12 protein-coding genes and 1 pseudogene are annotated in these 14,307 nt (G+C 56.4%); 10 read left to right on the top strand and 3 right to left on the bottom strand.

What is annotated here, in order from left to right; translation table 11 throughout:
- Positions 1-197 precede the first annotated feature (197 nt).
- A complete protein-coding gene (locus ABLU87_RS16365) occupies positions 198-1,157 on the bottom strand; it encodes a L,D-transpeptidase family protein (RefSeq protein WP_029946911.1) in 960 nt (319 codons plus the stop codon).
- A 166-nt stretch (positions 1,158-1,323) separates the two neighbouring features.
- Positions 1,324-4,770 carry a transcription-repair coupling factor gene (mfd, locus tag ABLU87_RS16360; RefSeq protein WP_014228854.1) on the bottom strand — a complete coding sequence of 1,149 codons (3,447 nt, stop codon included), beginning with the start codon at positions 4,768-4,770 and terminating at the stop codon, positions 1,324-1,326.
- A gap of 305 nt (positions 4,771-5,075) precedes the next feature.
- Between mfd and lolC the strand changes: the two genes are divergently transcribed.
- Genes lolC through cobB form a run of 5 tightly spaced genes read left to right on the top strand, consistent with a single transcriptional unit; the run spans position 5,076 to position 10,012 of the window.
- Complete coding sequence (lolC, locus tag ABLU87_RS16355) at positions 5,076-6,275, top strand: lipoprotein-releasing ABC transporter permease subunit LolC (protein ID WP_004849945.1); 1,200 nt, start codon at positions 5,076-5,078, stop codon at positions 6,273-6,275.
- On the top strand, positions 6,268-6,969 hold the full coding sequence (gene lolD / locus ABLU87_RS16350) for a lipoprotein-releasing ABC transporter ATP-binding protein LolD (protein WP_014228855.1): 702 nt from the start codon (positions 6,268-6,270) through the stop codon (positions 6,967-6,969). Before lolC ends, lolD begins: the two co-directional genes overlap by 8 nt.
- Positions 6,969-8,213, top strand: a complete 1,245-nt coding sequence (gene lolE, locus ABLU87_RS16345; protein WP_014228856.1) for a lipoprotein-releasing ABC transporter permease subunit LolE — start codon at positions 6,969-6,971, stop codon at positions 8,211-8,213. The genes lolD and lolE overlap by 1 nt, the downstream gene beginning before the upstream one ends.
- A 48-nt stretch (positions 8,214-8,261) precedes the next feature.
- Positions 8,262-9,173, top strand: a complete 912-nt coding sequence (gene nagK / locus ABLU87_RS16340) for an N-acetylglucosamine kinase (RefSeq protein ID WP_025106920.1) — start codon at positions 8,262-8,264, stop codon at positions 9,171-9,173.
- Between the two features lie 14 nt (positions 9,174-9,187).
- Positions 9,188-10,012 carry a Sir2 family NAD+-dependent deacetylase gene (gene cobB / locus ABLU87_RS16335; protein ID WP_047724090.1) on the top strand — a complete coding sequence of 275 codons (825 nt, stop codon included), beginning with the start codon at positions 9,188-9,190 and terminating at the stop codon, positions 10,010-10,012.
- Positions 10,013-10,016: 4 nt separating this feature from the next.
- Here the strand turns inward: cobB and ABLU87_RS16330 are convergent, their stop codons facing one another.
- Positions 10,017-11,075 (bottom strand): LacI family DNA-binding transcriptional regulator, encoded by a 1,059-nt coding sequence (locus ABLU87_RS16330; protein WP_025106922.1) that lies wholly within the window; start codon positions 11,073-11,075, stop codon positions 10,017-10,019.
- A gap of 231 nt (positions 11,076-11,306) precedes the next feature.
- On the opposite strand from ABLU87_RS16330, the gene ABLU87_RS16325 reads away from it, so the two are divergent.
- The 5 genes and pseudogenes from ABLU87_RS16325 (at position 11,307) to ABLU87_RS16305 (ending at position 14,295) form a co-directional block, all read left to right on the top strand.
- Positions 11,307-11,747: a PTS sugar transporter subunit IIA gene (locus ABLU87_RS16325; RefSeq protein ID WP_048261594.1), complete on the top strand. Its 441-nt coding sequence runs from the start codon at positions 11,307-11,309 to the stop codon at positions 11,745-11,747.
- 11 nt (positions 11,748-11,758) lie between these two features.
- Complete coding sequence (locus ABLU87_RS16320; protein WP_025106924.1) at positions 11,759-12,025, top strand: PTS sugar transporter subunit IIB; 267 nt, start codon at positions 11,759-11,761, stop codon at positions 12,023-12,025.
- A gap of 31 nt (positions 12,026-12,056) precedes the next feature.
- Positions 12,057-13,319, top strand: coding sequence for a PTS ascorbate transporter subunit IIC (locus tag ABLU87_RS16315; RefSeq protein WP_025106925.1), 1,263 nt, complete (start codon positions 12,057-12,059; stop codon positions 13,317-13,319).
- 302 nt (positions 13,320-13,621) lie between these two features.
- Positions 13,622-13,795, top strand: a pseudogene (locus ABLU87_RS16310) (hypothetical protein); the annotation flags it as partial.
- 218 nt (positions 13,796-14,013) lie between these two features.
- A complete protein-coding gene (locus ABLU87_RS16305; RefSeq protein ID WP_025106927.1) occupies positions 14,014-14,295 on the top strand; it encodes a hypothetical protein in 282 nt (93 codons plus the stop codon).
- The last annotated feature ends 12 nt before the right edge of the window (positions 14,296-14,307 follow it).

Raw genomic sequence — 14,307 nt, 5'->3', positions numbered from 1 at the left:
CACTGACCACGCGCGGATCTGACCCCCTTCAGCAGTCCGCGTAAAGTAAGAAGTACGTTGTTCTCTGACGAGAGGCGGTGCCCACCCCTTATATGGCGCCGCAACCCGCAGAAAAGCAGGACCCTGTTTGATTATTGCCATAAAAAAACCGCCTCAGTGAACTGAAGGCGGTTTTTTTTCGTCGGCAGTTTAGCGAACTAGAGCGACTGCTCCGTTACGCGATGGTGGCGGGTGACGTCAATCGGCATGCCCGAACGCAGCATCATCGCGCGTTCCATTACCTCGGTGTCGGTCAACTGTGCCTGCTTAAACGCCTGCATGCTGTCGGTAAGGGTAATGGGCAGCGTCTGCGGGTCGTCATCAATATGTTTTGACAGCGGCTGATGGACCTCCACCAGACGGGTGCCGTTCGGCTCCACGGACACCTTGATTGGCGTATTGATAATCGTCACCCTGGTGCCAGGGGTGATTTCGTTGTACAACGCTTTGATGTCGTCATCGCGCAGGCGAATACAGCCGGAGCTGACGCGCATCCCGATGCCGAAGTCGGCGTTGGTGCCGTGCAGCAGATACACGCCGCCGTACGCCGCCAGGCGAATAGCGTGGTGCCCCATGGGGTTATCCGGGCCAGCGGGCATGACGGCGGGCAGGTCAATGCCCATTGCTTTATAGCGGGCGCGAATATTGGCCGTCGGCGTCCAGGTCGGGTTGGCGCGTTTGTCGGAGACGGTGGTGACCATCGTCGGCGTGATGGTATCACCGCCGAGCTGACCAATGCCGATAGGATAAACGGTCACTTCACTTCTTCCTGGCGGATAGTAATAGAGGCGAAGTTCGGCCAGGTTAAGGACTAATCCTTCGCGCGGCGCGTCGGGTAGCAGGGTTTGCAGCGGAATCGTCAGCACGCTACCGGCTCGTGGAACATACGGATCCACCCCGGGGTTAGCCTGGAGCAGGGCCAGAAAACCGACGTTGTACTTTTTGGCGATCGCTTCGAGCGAGCCGCCGTTATTCTCGACGACATGAAACTGGTTTTGCCCGACCAGACGGCTGCCCGGAGGCGGCAGGGGCCAGGTATTGGCGCGAGCGGGCAGCGCCAGCGCGGCGGCGATAGCCATCATCCCCAGCCAGAGAGAAATTCGCGTAAAGCTTTTCATCACCCTAATTCCATAATAAGTAAGTGGTTATTTTTATACGAAAAGTCCCTGAGATTATGGCGAAGAGAGTGTCTGGAAGTTCAGAGGGATTGCAAAATGTTTGTAAATTTTGCCGAACAAGTGGGGAGGGGCGGGATACGACGCACAGGCCGTATCCCGCTTGCTATCAGGCGGCGGCGTTCTCTTCGAGCTGGCGCATAAACTGGCGCACCCACTCCATCCGCGTTTTACGCTCGGCAAGGTCCTGCGTAAACTTGAGGCGCGTTGGGCCATCCAGGCGATAGTGCTGAGGCTGCTTTTGCAACAGGCCAATCAGCCACATCGGATTCACGTTATTCTTCTCGTTAAACTCAATGGTGCCGCCCTTTTCGTTGCTCTCCAGCTTGCGGATCCCCAGCTTCTGCGCCTGCTGGCGCAGTCGGGCGATATCGAGCAGGTTTCTTGCCGGGTCGGGCAGCAGGCCAAAGCGATCGATAAGCTCGACTTTGATCTCCTCCAGCTCATTCTCGTTCTTCGCGCTGGCAATGCGTTTGTAGAACGACAGGCGCGTATTCACATCCGGGATAAAGTCATCCGGCAGCAGCGACGGCATCCGTAGCTCAACTTCGGTCTGCTGACTGGTAAGATCCTCCAGCGAGGGTTCGCGGCCTGCTTTCAGCGCGTCAACGGCATTTTCCAGCAGCTCCATATAGAGGGAGAAGCCGATGGTTTCCATGGAACCGCTCTGATCCTCGCCCAACAGTTCACCCGCGCCGCGAATTTCGAGGTCATGCGTTGCCAGAGCGAAACCAGCTCCGAGATCTTCCAGCGATGCAATAGCCTCAAGGCGTTTTTGCGCATCGGTGGTCATCGCCTTCGGATGCGGCGTCAGCAGCCAGGCATAAGCCTGATGGTGCGAACGACCGACGCGACCGCGCAGCTGGTGCAGCTGTGCGAGACCGAAGTGATCGGCGCGTTCGATAATAATGGTGTTCGCCGTTGGAATGTCGATCCCGGTTTCGATAATGGTGGTGCACACCAGTACGTTAAAGCGCTGGTGATGGAAATCGTTCATCACCCGTTCGAGTTCGCGCTCGCGCATCTGGCCGTGACCGATGGTAATGCGCGCTTCCGGCACCAGCTCCGCCAGCCTCTCGGCGGCTTTCTGGATGTTTTCCACGTCATTATAGAGGTAGTAAACCTGGCCGCCGCGCAGTACCTCACGCAGGATCGCCTCGCGGACCACCAGCGCGTCATATTCGCGGACGAAGGTTTTGACCGCCAGACGGCGGGCGGGCGGGGTGGCGATGATCGACAGATCGCGCATACCGCTCATCGCCATATTCAGCGTACGCGGAATAGGCGTGGCGGTCAGGGTCAGGATATCGACGTCGGCGCGCATCGCCTTGATGCGCTCTTTATGGCGCACGCCAAAGCGGTGCTCTTCATCAACAATCAGCAGGCCGAGATCGCGCAGCTTAACGTCCGGCTGCAGCAGTTTATGGGTGCCGATAAGAATATCGACTTTCCCTTCCGCGACCTGCTCGAGGATCTGCGCCTGCTCTTTGGCGCTACGAAAGCGCGAGAGCATCTCGATGCGCACCGGCCAGTTGGCGAAGCGATCGCGAAAGTTATCGAAGTGCTGCTGGGCGAGCAGGGTGGTCGGCACCAGCACTGCCACCTGCTTATGGTTTTCAACCGCCAGAAACGCGGCGCGCATCGCCACTTCCGTTTTGCCGAAGCCGACATCGCCGCACACCAGACGGTCCATCGCCAGCGGCTGACACATATCGCTCAGTACGGCGTTAATAGCCTGCGCCTGATCGGGCGTGGTCTCGAACGGGAAGCCGTCGCAGAACAGCTGATATTGCTCTTTATCATGTTTAAACGCGTAGCCCGCTTTCGCCGCACGCTGGGCGTAGATATCCAGCAGTTCGGCGGCCACGTCGCGCACTTTCTCCGCCGCTTTCTGCCGCGCCCGCGCCCAGACGTCGCCGCCCAGTTTATGCAGCGGCGCATTCTCTTCCGCGCCGCCCGCATAGCGGCTAATCAGATGCAGCGACGACACCGGCACGTACAGTTTGGCATCGTTGGCGTAGGTCAGCATCAGGTATTCGCCATTGATGCCGCCCGCTTCAAGGGTGGTCATTCCGGCGTAGCGCCCAACTCCATGCTCAAGATGCACCACCGGTTGGCCGATATGCAGCTCCGCCAGGTTACGAATCAACGTATCGGGATTGATGGTGCGGCGCGAGTCCTGACGACGGCGCGCGACGCGCTCGCCCAGCAGGTCGCTTTCGCAAATCAGCGCCAGATTACGCTGGCTATCGACGAAACCATGCTCGGCGGCGCCGATCATCAGATAGCGGCCATTACCCGTCGCCTCTTCAAGACGCAGGATATGCTTTGGCGCGATCTTAATACGCGCCAGCATTTCGCCAAGCGCCTCTCGACGCCCCTCGCTCTCGACCGAAAAAATCACCGGCCCGCTGAAGGACTCGAGGAATCGGCGCAGGTTATCCAGCGGCGCTTTGTTCTGCGCCTGGATCGCCAGCTCGGGTAATTTCTGATAACCGAGATTGGTGTTGGCGGCTTTTTCCGCCAGACGCTCGGTTTTGAGCTGGACGCGCGGCCATTTTTTGAGCTCGCTAAACAGCTCATCGCTGCGCAGCCACAGCTGTTCCGGCGGCAAAAGCGGGCGCATCGGGTCGACGCCGCGGTTTTCAAAGCGGGCGCGGGTTTCGTTCTGGAAGCGTTCGGCGCTGGCCTCCAGATCGCCGGTATTAACGATCAGCGTTTTCGCCGGGAAATAGCTGAACAGCGGCGGCAGCGGCTCGTTAAAGAACAGCGGCTGCCAGTATTCGATTCCCGCGGGCAGCGTGCCTTTACTGACCTGTTGATAAATATGCTCGGCGTCGCGTTTGACCTCAAAGCGGTCGCGCCACTGGCTGCGGAATAGCTCGATAGCGGCCTGATCCGTCGGGAATTCGTGCGCCGGAAGCAGGTTAATGCTGGCGACTTCCTCCAGCGTACGCTGGCTGTCGACGTCGAACAGACGCAGGCTGTCTATCTCATCATCAAAAAAATCGAGACGGTAGGGCTGCTCGCTGCCCATAGGAAAAAGGTCAAGCAATGCGCCGCGCGTGGCGTACTCGCCGTGCTCCATCACCTGGTCGACGTGACGATAGCCGGCGCTATCCAGCTGGGAGCGCAGCGCATCCCGCGACAGGCGCTGGCCTTTTTTCATCACCAGCGCGTGGCCGTGGAGGAAATTATGCGGACAGACGCGCTGCATCAGGGTGCTGACCGGGATAATCAGTACGCCGCGTTCCATGGTCGGGAGCTGGTACAGGGTGGCGAGACGGGAAGAGATAATGTCCTGGTGCGGGGAAAAGCTATCGTAGGGGAGGGTTTCCCAATCCGCCAGGCCCGCCACCATGCTATCGGTAAACTGCCTGATTTCATCATTCAGACGCAGGGCGTTTTGCATATCGGGGGCAATCAGTACCACCGGTCCGCCGTGGCGCTCGGCCATTTCCGCCACCAGAGTGGCGCAGGCCGCGCCGGTCAGTTCGCCAATCTGGCGCTGATCGCCGGCTTTAACCGGCAGAGAGTATCGGTATTGTTCAGGCATAGACGGTATCATGATCTCTTGGGTATTCGCTCTGCCGATATGGAGGGCAACTCGCTGATATTCAATAGTGAGATTATCCGCGATCGACCCGGATTCGCCAACCCGTATCGCAAACATCCTGTCGTGGCCAAAAATGTAACGAACTCCGATAAGCGTAAAGTTAAATAATGACTTACCTGTCTATCTTGTTGTTTATATTGATGTTTTGCTGTTTTTGTCAATAAAATCTACAGGTATCAGTCATTTACGCTGCCCATAATCGCTTATATACTCGGGCATCGGCTATCAGCAATCAGATGGATTACATGTATCAACCTGCCGCACTCTTTATCGGCCTTCGCTATATGCGTGGGCGCGCAGCCGACCGCTTCGGTCGTTTCGTCTCCTGGCTTTCGACCATCGGCATTACGCTTGGCGTGATGGCGCTGGTGACCGTTCTTTCGGTGATGAACGGCTTTGAACGCGAGCTGCAAAACAACATCCTGGGGCTGATGCCGCAGGCCATTCTTAGCGCCAAGCAGGGGTCTGTAAACCCGCAACAGCTGCCGGAAAGCGCGGCCAGATTACAGGGGGTCACCCGCGTGGCGCCGCTGACCACCGGCGATGTGGTGCTGCAAAGCGCCCGCAGCGTGGCGGTCGGCGTGATGCTCGGCATCGACCCGGCGCAAAAAGATCCCCTGACGCCCTACCTGGTTAACGTCAAGCAGAGCGATCTGCAGGCCGGCAAGTATAACGTCATCCTGGGTGAACAGCTGGCAGGACAGCTGGGCGTCAATCGCGGCGATCAAATCCGCGTGATGGTGCCTTCCGCCAGCCAGTTTACCCCGATGGGGCGGCTTCCCAGCCAGCGCCTGTTTAACGTGATCGGTACCTTTGCGGCCAGCAGTGAAGTCGATGGTTATCAAATGTTGACCAACATCGACGACGCCTCGCGCCTGATGCGCTACCCGCAGGGAAATATTACCGGCTGGCGGCTGTGGCTGAATCAGCCTTTACAGGTGGATACCCTCAGCCAGCAGACGCTGCCGGAAGGGACCAAATGGCAGGACTGGCGCGAGCGTAAAGGCGAACTGTTCCAGGCCGTGCGGATGGAAAAAAATATGATGGGCCTGCTGCTGAGCCTGATCGTCGCCGTCGCCGCCTTTAACATCATTACCTCTCTGGGAATGATGGTGATGGAAAAGCAGGGCGAAGTGGCGATTCTCCAGACCCTCGGCCTGACGCCGCGGCAGATCATGCTGGTCTTTATGGTCCAGGGCGCGAGCGCCGGGATCGTCGGCGCGCTGCTTGGCGCCGGGCTGGGCGCGCTGCTGGCCAGCCAGCTGAATAATTTGATGCCGATTATCGGCGCGTTCCTCGACGGCGCCGCGCTGCCGGTGGCCATTGAGCCGCTGCAGGTCATTGTGATTGCCCTGGTGGCAATGGTGCTGGCATTACTCTCTACGTTGTATCCTTCATGGCGCGCTGCCGCCACTCAACCCGCTGAGGCTTTACGTTATGAATAAGATCCTGCTGCAATGCGACAACCTGTGCAAACGCTATCAGGAAGGCACCGTGCAAACCGACGTGTTGCATGATGTCAGCTTCAGCATTGAGGAGGGCGAGATGATGGCGATTGTCGGTACCTCCGGTTCCGGCAAAAGTACGCTGCTGCATCTGCTTGGCGGGCTGGATACGCCGACCTCCGGCGACGTTATCTTTTCCGGCCAGCCGATGAGCCAGCTCTCCGCCGCCGCCCGCGCCGATCTGCGCAACCGCGAACTGGGCTTTATCTATCAGTTTCACCACCTCTTACCGGATTTCACCGCGCTGGAAAACGTGGCGATGCCGCTGCTGATTGGTAAGCAGAAGGCGGCGGATATCGAGCGGCAGGCGAAAGCGATGCTGCGCGCCGTCGGGCTTGAGCACCGCAGCGACCACCGTCCGTCGGAGCTCTCCGGCGGCGAGCGTCAGCGCGTTGCGATTGCCCGCGCGCTGGTCAATAAACCGCGCCTGGTGCTGGCGGACGAGCCCACCGGTAACCTTGACGCCCGCAACGCCGACAGCATTTTTCAGCTGCTTGGCGAGCTGAACGTGGCGCAGCGTACCGCCTTCCTGGTGGTGACCCACGACCTGCAGCTGGCAAAACGCATGAGCCGCCAGCTGGAGATGCGCGACGGGCGCCTGACAGCCGAACTCTCCCTGATGGGGGCTGAGTAATGGCTTCTCCGTTATCGTTATTGATTGCCCTGCGCTTCAGCCGTGGACGGCGGCGCGGTGGGATGGTGTCGCTGATTTCGGTTATTTCGACGATCGGTATCGCGCTGGGCGTGGCGGTGTTGATCGTTGGCCTGAGCGCGATGAACGGCTTTGAACGCGAGCTCAACAACCGCATTCTGGCGGTGGTCCCGCACGGTGAGATTGAACCGGTGAACCAGCCGTGGAACAACTGGAACGAGGCGCTGGCGAAGGTTGAGAAGGTCAAAGGCATCGTTGCCGCGGCGCCATATATTAACTTCACCGGGCTGGTGGAGAGCGGCAGCAATATGCGCGCCATCCAGGTGAAAGGCGTTGACCCGCAGCAGGAGAGCCGTCTCAGTTCGCTGCCCAACTTTGTGCAGAACAATGCGTGGGCCAGCTTTAAAGCCGGCGAACAGCAGGTGATCCTTGGTAAAGGCGTCGCCGATGCCCTGCACGTTAAGCAGGGGGACTGGGTGTCAATTATGATCCCTAACTCCGATGCCGAGCATCAGCTGCTGCAGCCAAAGCGCGTCAGGCTTCACGTTGCCGGTATTTTGCAGCTAAGCGGACAGCTCGATCATAGTTTTGCCATGATTCCCATGCAGGATGCGCAGCAGTACCTTGATATGGGCAGCAGCGTGACGGGGATCGCCATCAAAGTGACCGACGTGTTTCATGCCAACACCCTGGTACGCGATGCGGGCCAGGTGACCAATAGCTACGTTTATATCAAGAGCTGGATAGGCACCTACGGCTATATGTACCGGGACATTCAGATGATCCGCGCCATTATGTACCTGGCGATGGTGCTGGTGATTGGCGTGGCCTGCTTTAACATCGTCTCGACCCTGGTGATGGCGGTGAAAGATAAAAGCGGCGATATTGCGGTGCTGCGCACGCTTGGCGCAAAAGACGGGCTGATCCGCGCGATTTTCGTATGGTATGGTTTACTTGCCGGTTCGGTAGGGAGCCTGATTGGGGTGGCGATTGGCGTTATCTGCGCCTTTAAGCTGACCGCAATCATTAACGGTATTGAGAACCTGATCGGGCATAAATTCCTCTCCGGCGACATCTATTTTATTGACTTCCTGCCGTCTGAACTGCACTGGCTGGACGTCGTTTACGTGCTGGTGACGGCACTGTTGCTGAGTTTGCTGGCCAGCTGGTATCCCGCCCGCCGCGCCAGCCGCATTGACCCGGCGAGGGTGCTGAGTGGCCAGTAATTTATCGTCATGGTCGGCTTTGCTGACCAGTAAAGAGGAATTGCTGAAATGTACTATGGATTTGACATTGGCGGCAGCAAGATAGCGCTGGGCGTATTTGATAAAGCGCGGCGGCTGCAGTGGGAAAAACGCGTCGCCACGCCGAAAGAGAGCTACGAAGCATTTTTGCAGGCGGTAGAGGAGCTGGTTGAGGAAGCCGACCAGCGCTTCGGCTGCCAGGGTTCGGTGGGCATCGGTATTCCGGGCATGCCGGAGACGGAAGACGGCACGCTCTACGCCGCCAACGTGCCCGCCGCCAGCGGCAGGCGGCTGCGGGCCGATCTGAGCGAACGTCTGGGCCGCGATGTGCGGCTTGATAACGACGCCAACTGTTTTGCCCTCTCCGAAGCGTGGGATGACGAGTTCACCCAATATCCGCTGGTGATGGGGATGATCCTCGGCACCGGGGTTGGCGGGGGGCTGGTGCTCAACGGAAAATCGATTACCGGGCATCGCTATATTACCGGCGAATTCGGCCATATCCGCCTGCCGGTGGATGCGCTGGAGGTGGTGGGACGCGATTTTCCGCTTACGCGCTGCGGCTGCGGCCAGCTGGGCTGCATTGAAAACTACCTTTCCGGACGCGGCTTCGCCTGGCTGTATGAACATTTTTACCAACACGCTTTAACCTCGCCCGAGATCGTCGCGCTATGGCAGCAGGGCGACGCGAAGGCGCGCGAGCACGTCGAGCGCTATCTCGATTTACTGGCGGTATGCCTGGGCAATATTTTAACGATTGTCGACCCGGATCTGCTGGTGCTTGGCGGTGGATTGTCTAACTTTACAGCAATAACCGAAGGGCTGGCGCAGCGCCTGCCGCGACATCTGCTTCCCGTTGCCAGCGTGCCGCGCATTGAGCGCGCGCGCCATGGCGATGCCGGAGGCATGCGCGGTGCGGCCTTCCTTCATCTGACTCAATAACGACAGAGGTAGCTATGCAGTCGCGCCGCTTACATCGATTAAGCCGATTTCGCCGCAATAAGCGTCGGTTACGAGACCGTCTGCGTCAGCGGATTTTCTTCGGCGAAGATAAGGAGACCCCTGAAACGATGGAAAAACCAAGAGTCGTGGTGCTAACCGGCGCGGGTATTTCGGCAGAGTCGGGAATTAAAACCTTCCGCGCCGCCGATGGCCTGTGGGAAGAGCATAGGGTGGAAGACGTGGCGACGCCGGAAGGCTTCGCCCGCGATCCGGCGCTGGTGCAGGCGTTTTACAATGACCGCCGCCGCCAGCTGCAAGGACCGGACATCGTGCCCAACGCGGCACATCAGGCGCTGGCGCGGCTGGAAGAGGCGCTGGGCGATCGTTTTCTGCTGGTCACCCAGAATATCGATAATCTGCACGAGCGCGCGGGCAATCGCCGGGTGATTCATATGCACGGCGAGCTGCTGAAGGTGCGCTGCTCGTGGAGCGGCCAGGTGCTGGCGTGGACCGGCGATGTGACGACGGAGGACAAATGCCACTGCTGCCAGTTCCCCGCGCCGCTGCGCCCGCACGTGGTGTGGTTCGGCGAGATGCCGCTGGATATGGATGAGATCTACCTTGCGCTGGCCGAGTGCGATATCTTTATCGCCATCGGCACTTCCGGGCACGTTTATCCGGCGGCAGGCTTTGTTCACGAAGCGCGGCTGCAGGGCGCCCATACGGTAGAACTCAACCTCGAGCCAAGTCAGGTGGGCAGCGAATTTGCCGAAAAACACTATGGCCTGGCAAGCGAAGTGGTGCCGGAGTTTATAGGCAAGCTACTGAAAGCGTTTTAACGTTTTAGCGCAGCGGCTTTCTGCTGCTGGCGCGGACCTTCAGGCTGGAGGGGAGCTCAATGGCGCTCTCCAGCGTATTTCCAGCCAGTAAATCCAGCAGCGTTTTACCAGCAACGGTTCCCGCCTCGCTCCATGGAAACTCTACCGCAGTTAACGCCGGCGAGCAGACCGCGGCAAGCGTACCGCCGCTAAGGCTGGCCAACGCCAGGGTATCCGGAACCTTAATTCCCGCGTTATGACAGGCCATAATACAGCCGCAGGCCAGCTCGTCCGAGGTACAGATCAGCGCATCCAGCTCTGGCCAGGTGATGCGAATATCATTCAGCAGATTGAAACCGGTGGTGATCCCTGAAGGTAAATGCGGCGTCACTACCCGGTGCGGAGAGTGGTTGATTGAGAGCATTGCACTATTCCAGCCGCTTAATACCTGCCTGAACATGATGTTGTTTGACGCCGTGCAGAGTAAACCAAGGTTTTTATAGCCCGCCTGTGCCAGCGATGAGACCAGTTTTTTTAGCGCGGCGGAGTAGTCTACTCCAATGCTAATACCGGCCGTTTCGTGGTTAATCGCGCCGATTTCTACCATCGGTATACCGGCATTCATCAGCATCTGCGAACAGCTGTCAACGTTATCGATATTGAACTGAACGATTGCCGCCGGATTATAGGCCAGCATCTGCCGAAAAGCCTTCTCTTCACTTTGCCCGCCCTGACCAGATTCGATAAACATCATGGTATAGCCCTGAGGTGCGAGGACGGTTTGTAGCGTTTCCGAGGCGGCGATAAAACCGGGCGATGAAAAAGAGGGGACAACGCCCATAACCAGCGTTGAGTCCGCTGAAGCCAGGCTTCGGGCCTGCAAATTGGGCACATAGCCGAGTTCGCTGACCGCGGCTTCGATGCGCGTGCGTAGTTCTGGGTTGACCTTTTCAGGCATACGTAACGCGCGGGATACGGTCATAGTACTGACGCCCACCAGCTTTGCGACTTCTGCCAGCGTGATTTTGCCGGTGTTCTTTCTGCGTTTTTCTTTTGCGCCGTCATCCGTTTGTAACGTCTGCACTGATTTCCTCCTGTTTACCCAATCGCACCGGTCTATTGTAAATGATGGCGAGCGACCAGGGCACTACTAATGCTCATGCGTAAAGCTCACCAGGAGTATGGTTAATAAAGTTAGCGGTAACAAGTATTTTAACATTTTATCGTGTTAGCGCTAACTTTGCGATACAGATCACGGTAAGTCCGGAAAGTATTCCACTATAGTAGGCCCACATTGAAATAGAGCGGGGGATTTATGATTTCCACCTGGTTAACAGAAAAGAAGATTCAAATCGTTGATAGCGTCAGCGACTGGAAACAGGCGATTACTATTTCTGCGCAGCCGTTGCTAGTCGATGAATCAATTAATGAAAACTATGTTGAAGCTATTTTTCGTAGCCATGAAGAATTAGGTCCGTATTATGTTTTAGCCCCCGGTCTGGCAATGCCTCACGCACGCCCGGAGCAGGGAGCTAAAAAAAATGGGTTATCCTTATTGCACATAAAGGAAGGCGTTTCTTTTGATGCTGATGAAAATGATCCCATCTTTGTCGTGATTATGCTATGCGCGGTTTCTGGCGATGAACATATCCGAATGATTACCGCGCTGGCGGAAATTTTCTGCGACGAAGCGCGTCTTGATGGCCTGCTTAAGGCATCGACGAAAGAAAAAATAAACAATATTATCAATGGTTAATGAGGTTTGTGATGAAGAAGATTTTGATTGTATGCGGTAATGGCTTAGGCAGCAGCTTCATTGTTGAAATGAACGTCAAAAAAATCATTACTGAGTTAGGTAAAGAGGCGGAAGTCTCGCATACCGATCTCACTTCGGCAAAAAGCGAATCTGCAGATATTATTTTAAGCGCTAAAGATATCGCTGAGCACCTGACCGGGCACAGCGCTCAGGTTTTTGGTTTAAATAACCTGTTGGATAATAATAAAATTAAAGAAATTCTTGTGGCTAACCTTTAATTAATTCCTTGTGGCCCTACGGAGTCATTCTATGCTGCAGTTTATTATTCATGATGTGCTTGGCACACCAGCAATACTGGTCGGCCTTTTTTCTTTAATTGGTTTGCTATTACAGAAAAAGGCTATCTCTGATGTTATTTCCGGGACCCTGAAAACGATTATGGGTTTCGTCATATTAACATCAGGGGCGGCGATTATTGCCACGACGTTAACAACATTTAGCCAGCTGTTTGAACATTCATTCCATATTCAGGGCGTGGTGCCCAACACCGATGCGATGGCCGCGCTGGCGCAAAAAAACTACGGTACGGCGACAGCGATGATCATGGTGCTGGGGATGCTGTTTAACATCGTTCTGGCGCGCATTACTCCGCTGAAATATATCTTTTTGACCGGTCACCATACGCTGTATATGTCGGCAATGCTGGCAGTGATCCTGTCCGTTGGCGGCCTGACGCCTTTCTGGGTTGTTGCTCTCGGCGCGGCGATCCTCGGCGCGATGATGGTAGTTTCCCCGGCAATCCTGCAGCCCTTTACCCGTAAAATTACCGGCACTGACGATCTGGCTCTGGGACACTTTGGTTCCACCGGCTATCTGCTGTCGGCGCTGGTCGGTAAAGCGATAGGTAAAGGCAGCCCGTCGATTGAAGAATTGAAGGTACCGAAATCGCTGAACTTTCTGCGTGATTCATCGGTGGCCATCTCGCTGACTATGATGATTCTGTTCCTGATTCTGGTACTGGTGGCGGGGAAAAACTTTGTTGAAACCAGCATTAGCGGCGGTCAGAACTTCATTATCTTCGCCATTATTCAGTCGCTAACCTTTGCCGCAGGGGTATGGATCATTCTTGCCGGCGTACGCATGGTGATTGCCGAAATCGTCCCGGCCTTTAAAGGTATTGCCGATAAGCTGGTCAAAGACGCTAAACCGGCGCTTGATTGCCCAACGGTATTCCCGTTCGCGCCGAATGCGGTCATCGTCGGCTTCTTGTCGAGTTTTGCCGCTGGTCTGGTAAGCATGTTCCTGTGTCCACTGTTTGGCCTCAGCGTGATTGTTCCCGGCCTGGTTCCGCACTTCTTCTGCGGCGCAACCGCGGGCGTATACGGCAATATCTGCGGCGGCCGCCGTGGCGCCATTGTTGGCGCGTTTGCACAAGGCTTACTGATTTCTTTCTTGCCCGCCATTCTGCTGCCGCTGATGGGCGACCTGGGCTTTGCATCCACCACTTTCGGTGATGCGGACTTTGGCGTGGTTGGCATCGTGCTCGGACACGTTGTGGCCTGGTTTAATTAATTGATTTTTTTGGCGGAGGGATACGGCTGCTCAGTTTTCACCCTCGTTGATGTGCATCTGATGGTTAACCACCCGGAAGATATTATTCCGCTGCGGCGTGGTACTGAGCCCGGCTACGCCTGGGATAATAGGATGACTCTCTTCGAGGGTGAGGTTAACGCATAAAATTTACAGCGTCCTCAATCGGCACGTCAATACGGGTTTAGCAGAGGTCTATTTAACCGGTCCGACTTTCTGTTTTCCCGCATTGCCGCAGTTGCGTTGGGGACGCTGTAACCTTTCTGTCTGCCAGGAGCAGTATGATGTTCGCAAGATGTGAACTTGCTAACGCTATTCGTACGCTGAGCATGAACGCAGTACAGCAAGCCAAAACCGTTCACCCGGGTGCCCCGATGGGTATGGCTGACATTGCCGAAGTCCTGTGGCGTGCTTTCCTGAATCGTAATTCGCAGAACCTGTCCTGGAGCGACCGCGATTGTTGGCATGACCAGCTTCGGTGAGTCTGCGCCGGCGGAGCCGCTGTTTGAAGAGTTTGGCTTCACCGTGCATGGCACCGTTGCCAAAGCGGCAGCGCTGGTATTAATTTGGCCGTTAATATATTTCACATATATGTAACGCTGTGATTAACAAAACAGTATCAGACAGACATTTGTGGCATGTTTCTTCACTCGGACAACAGAGAAGGAATAACACCATGGCCACTGAATATGTTGACTACCTGATCCTCGGCGACGAGCATCACGGCGAAATCCACAGGGATATTAAAAGCCACTCTCTCCGGGTCCGTTCGAAATACGCAGCCGGTTCCGTCCGGGGAGACGCCTCTGCCGAGCAGCCAAAAATGGTGAACTACAACGTCCATGAATATCCGGCGCAGGATGGGCGATTTTATCTGGTGGCGACCAACTATCCGCTGGCCGATTTTGACGTTGAAGACGCGCTGGTTAAATCAAGAATTCATCCGTTGAGAAGCTAGAAACGCACTTCC

This window comes from Klebsiella sp. CB_Kp196 (assembly GCF_040061575.1).
In the GTDB taxonomy this organism is placed as follows: domain Bacteria; phylum Pseudomonadota; class Gammaproteobacteria; order Enterobacterales; family Enterobacteriaceae; genus Klebsiella; species Klebsiella michiganensis.
Note: the sequence above shows the minus strand (reverse complement) of the source record. Positions and strands in the feature narration are given on the sequence as shown.

Bases quoted from the DNA above. Each gene is read 5' to 3' on its own strand.
- lolD (WP_014228855.1), top strand. From the start codon at position 6,268: ATGAATAAGATCCTGCTGCAATGCGACAACCTGTGCAAACGCTATCAG.
- ABLU87_RS16315 (WP_025106925.1), top strand. From the start codon at position 12,057: ATGCTGCAGTTTATTATTCATGATGTGCTTGGCACACCAGCAATACTG.
- lolC (WP_004849945.1), top strand. From the start codon at position 5,076: ATGTATCAACCTGCCGCACTCTTTATCGGCCTTCGCTATATGCGTGGG.
- nagK (WP_025106920.1), top strand. From the start codon at position 8,262: ATGTACTATGGATTTGACATTGGCGGCAGCAAGATAGCGCTGGGCGTA.
- ABLU87_RS16320 (WP_025106924.1), top strand. From the start codon at position 11,759: ATGAAGAAGATTTTGATTGTATGCGGTAATGGCTTAGGCAGCAGCTTC.
- lolE (WP_014228856.1), top strand. From the start codon at position 6,969: ATGGCTTCTCCGTTATCGTTATTGATTGCCCTGCGCTTCAGCCGTGGA.
- mfd (WP_014228854.1), bottom strand. From the start codon at position 4,770: ATGCCTGAACAATACCGATACTCTCTGCCGGTTAAAGCCGGCGATCAG.
- cobB (WP_047724090.1), top strand. From the start codon at position 9,188: ATGCAGTCGCGCCGCTTACATCGATTAAGCCGATTTCGCCGCAATAAG.
- ABLU87_RS16305 (WP_025106927.1), top strand. From the start codon at position 14,014: ATGGCCACTGAATATGTTGACTACCTGATCCTCGGCGACGAGCATCAC.
- ABLU87_RS16325 (WP_048261594.1), top strand. From the start codon at position 11,307: ATGATTTCCACCTGGTTAACAGAAAAGAAGATTCAAATCGTTGATAGC.
- ABLU87_RS16365 (WP_029946911.1), bottom strand. From the start codon at position 1,157: ATGAAAAGCTTTACGCGAATTTCTCTCTGGCTGGGGATGATGGCTATC.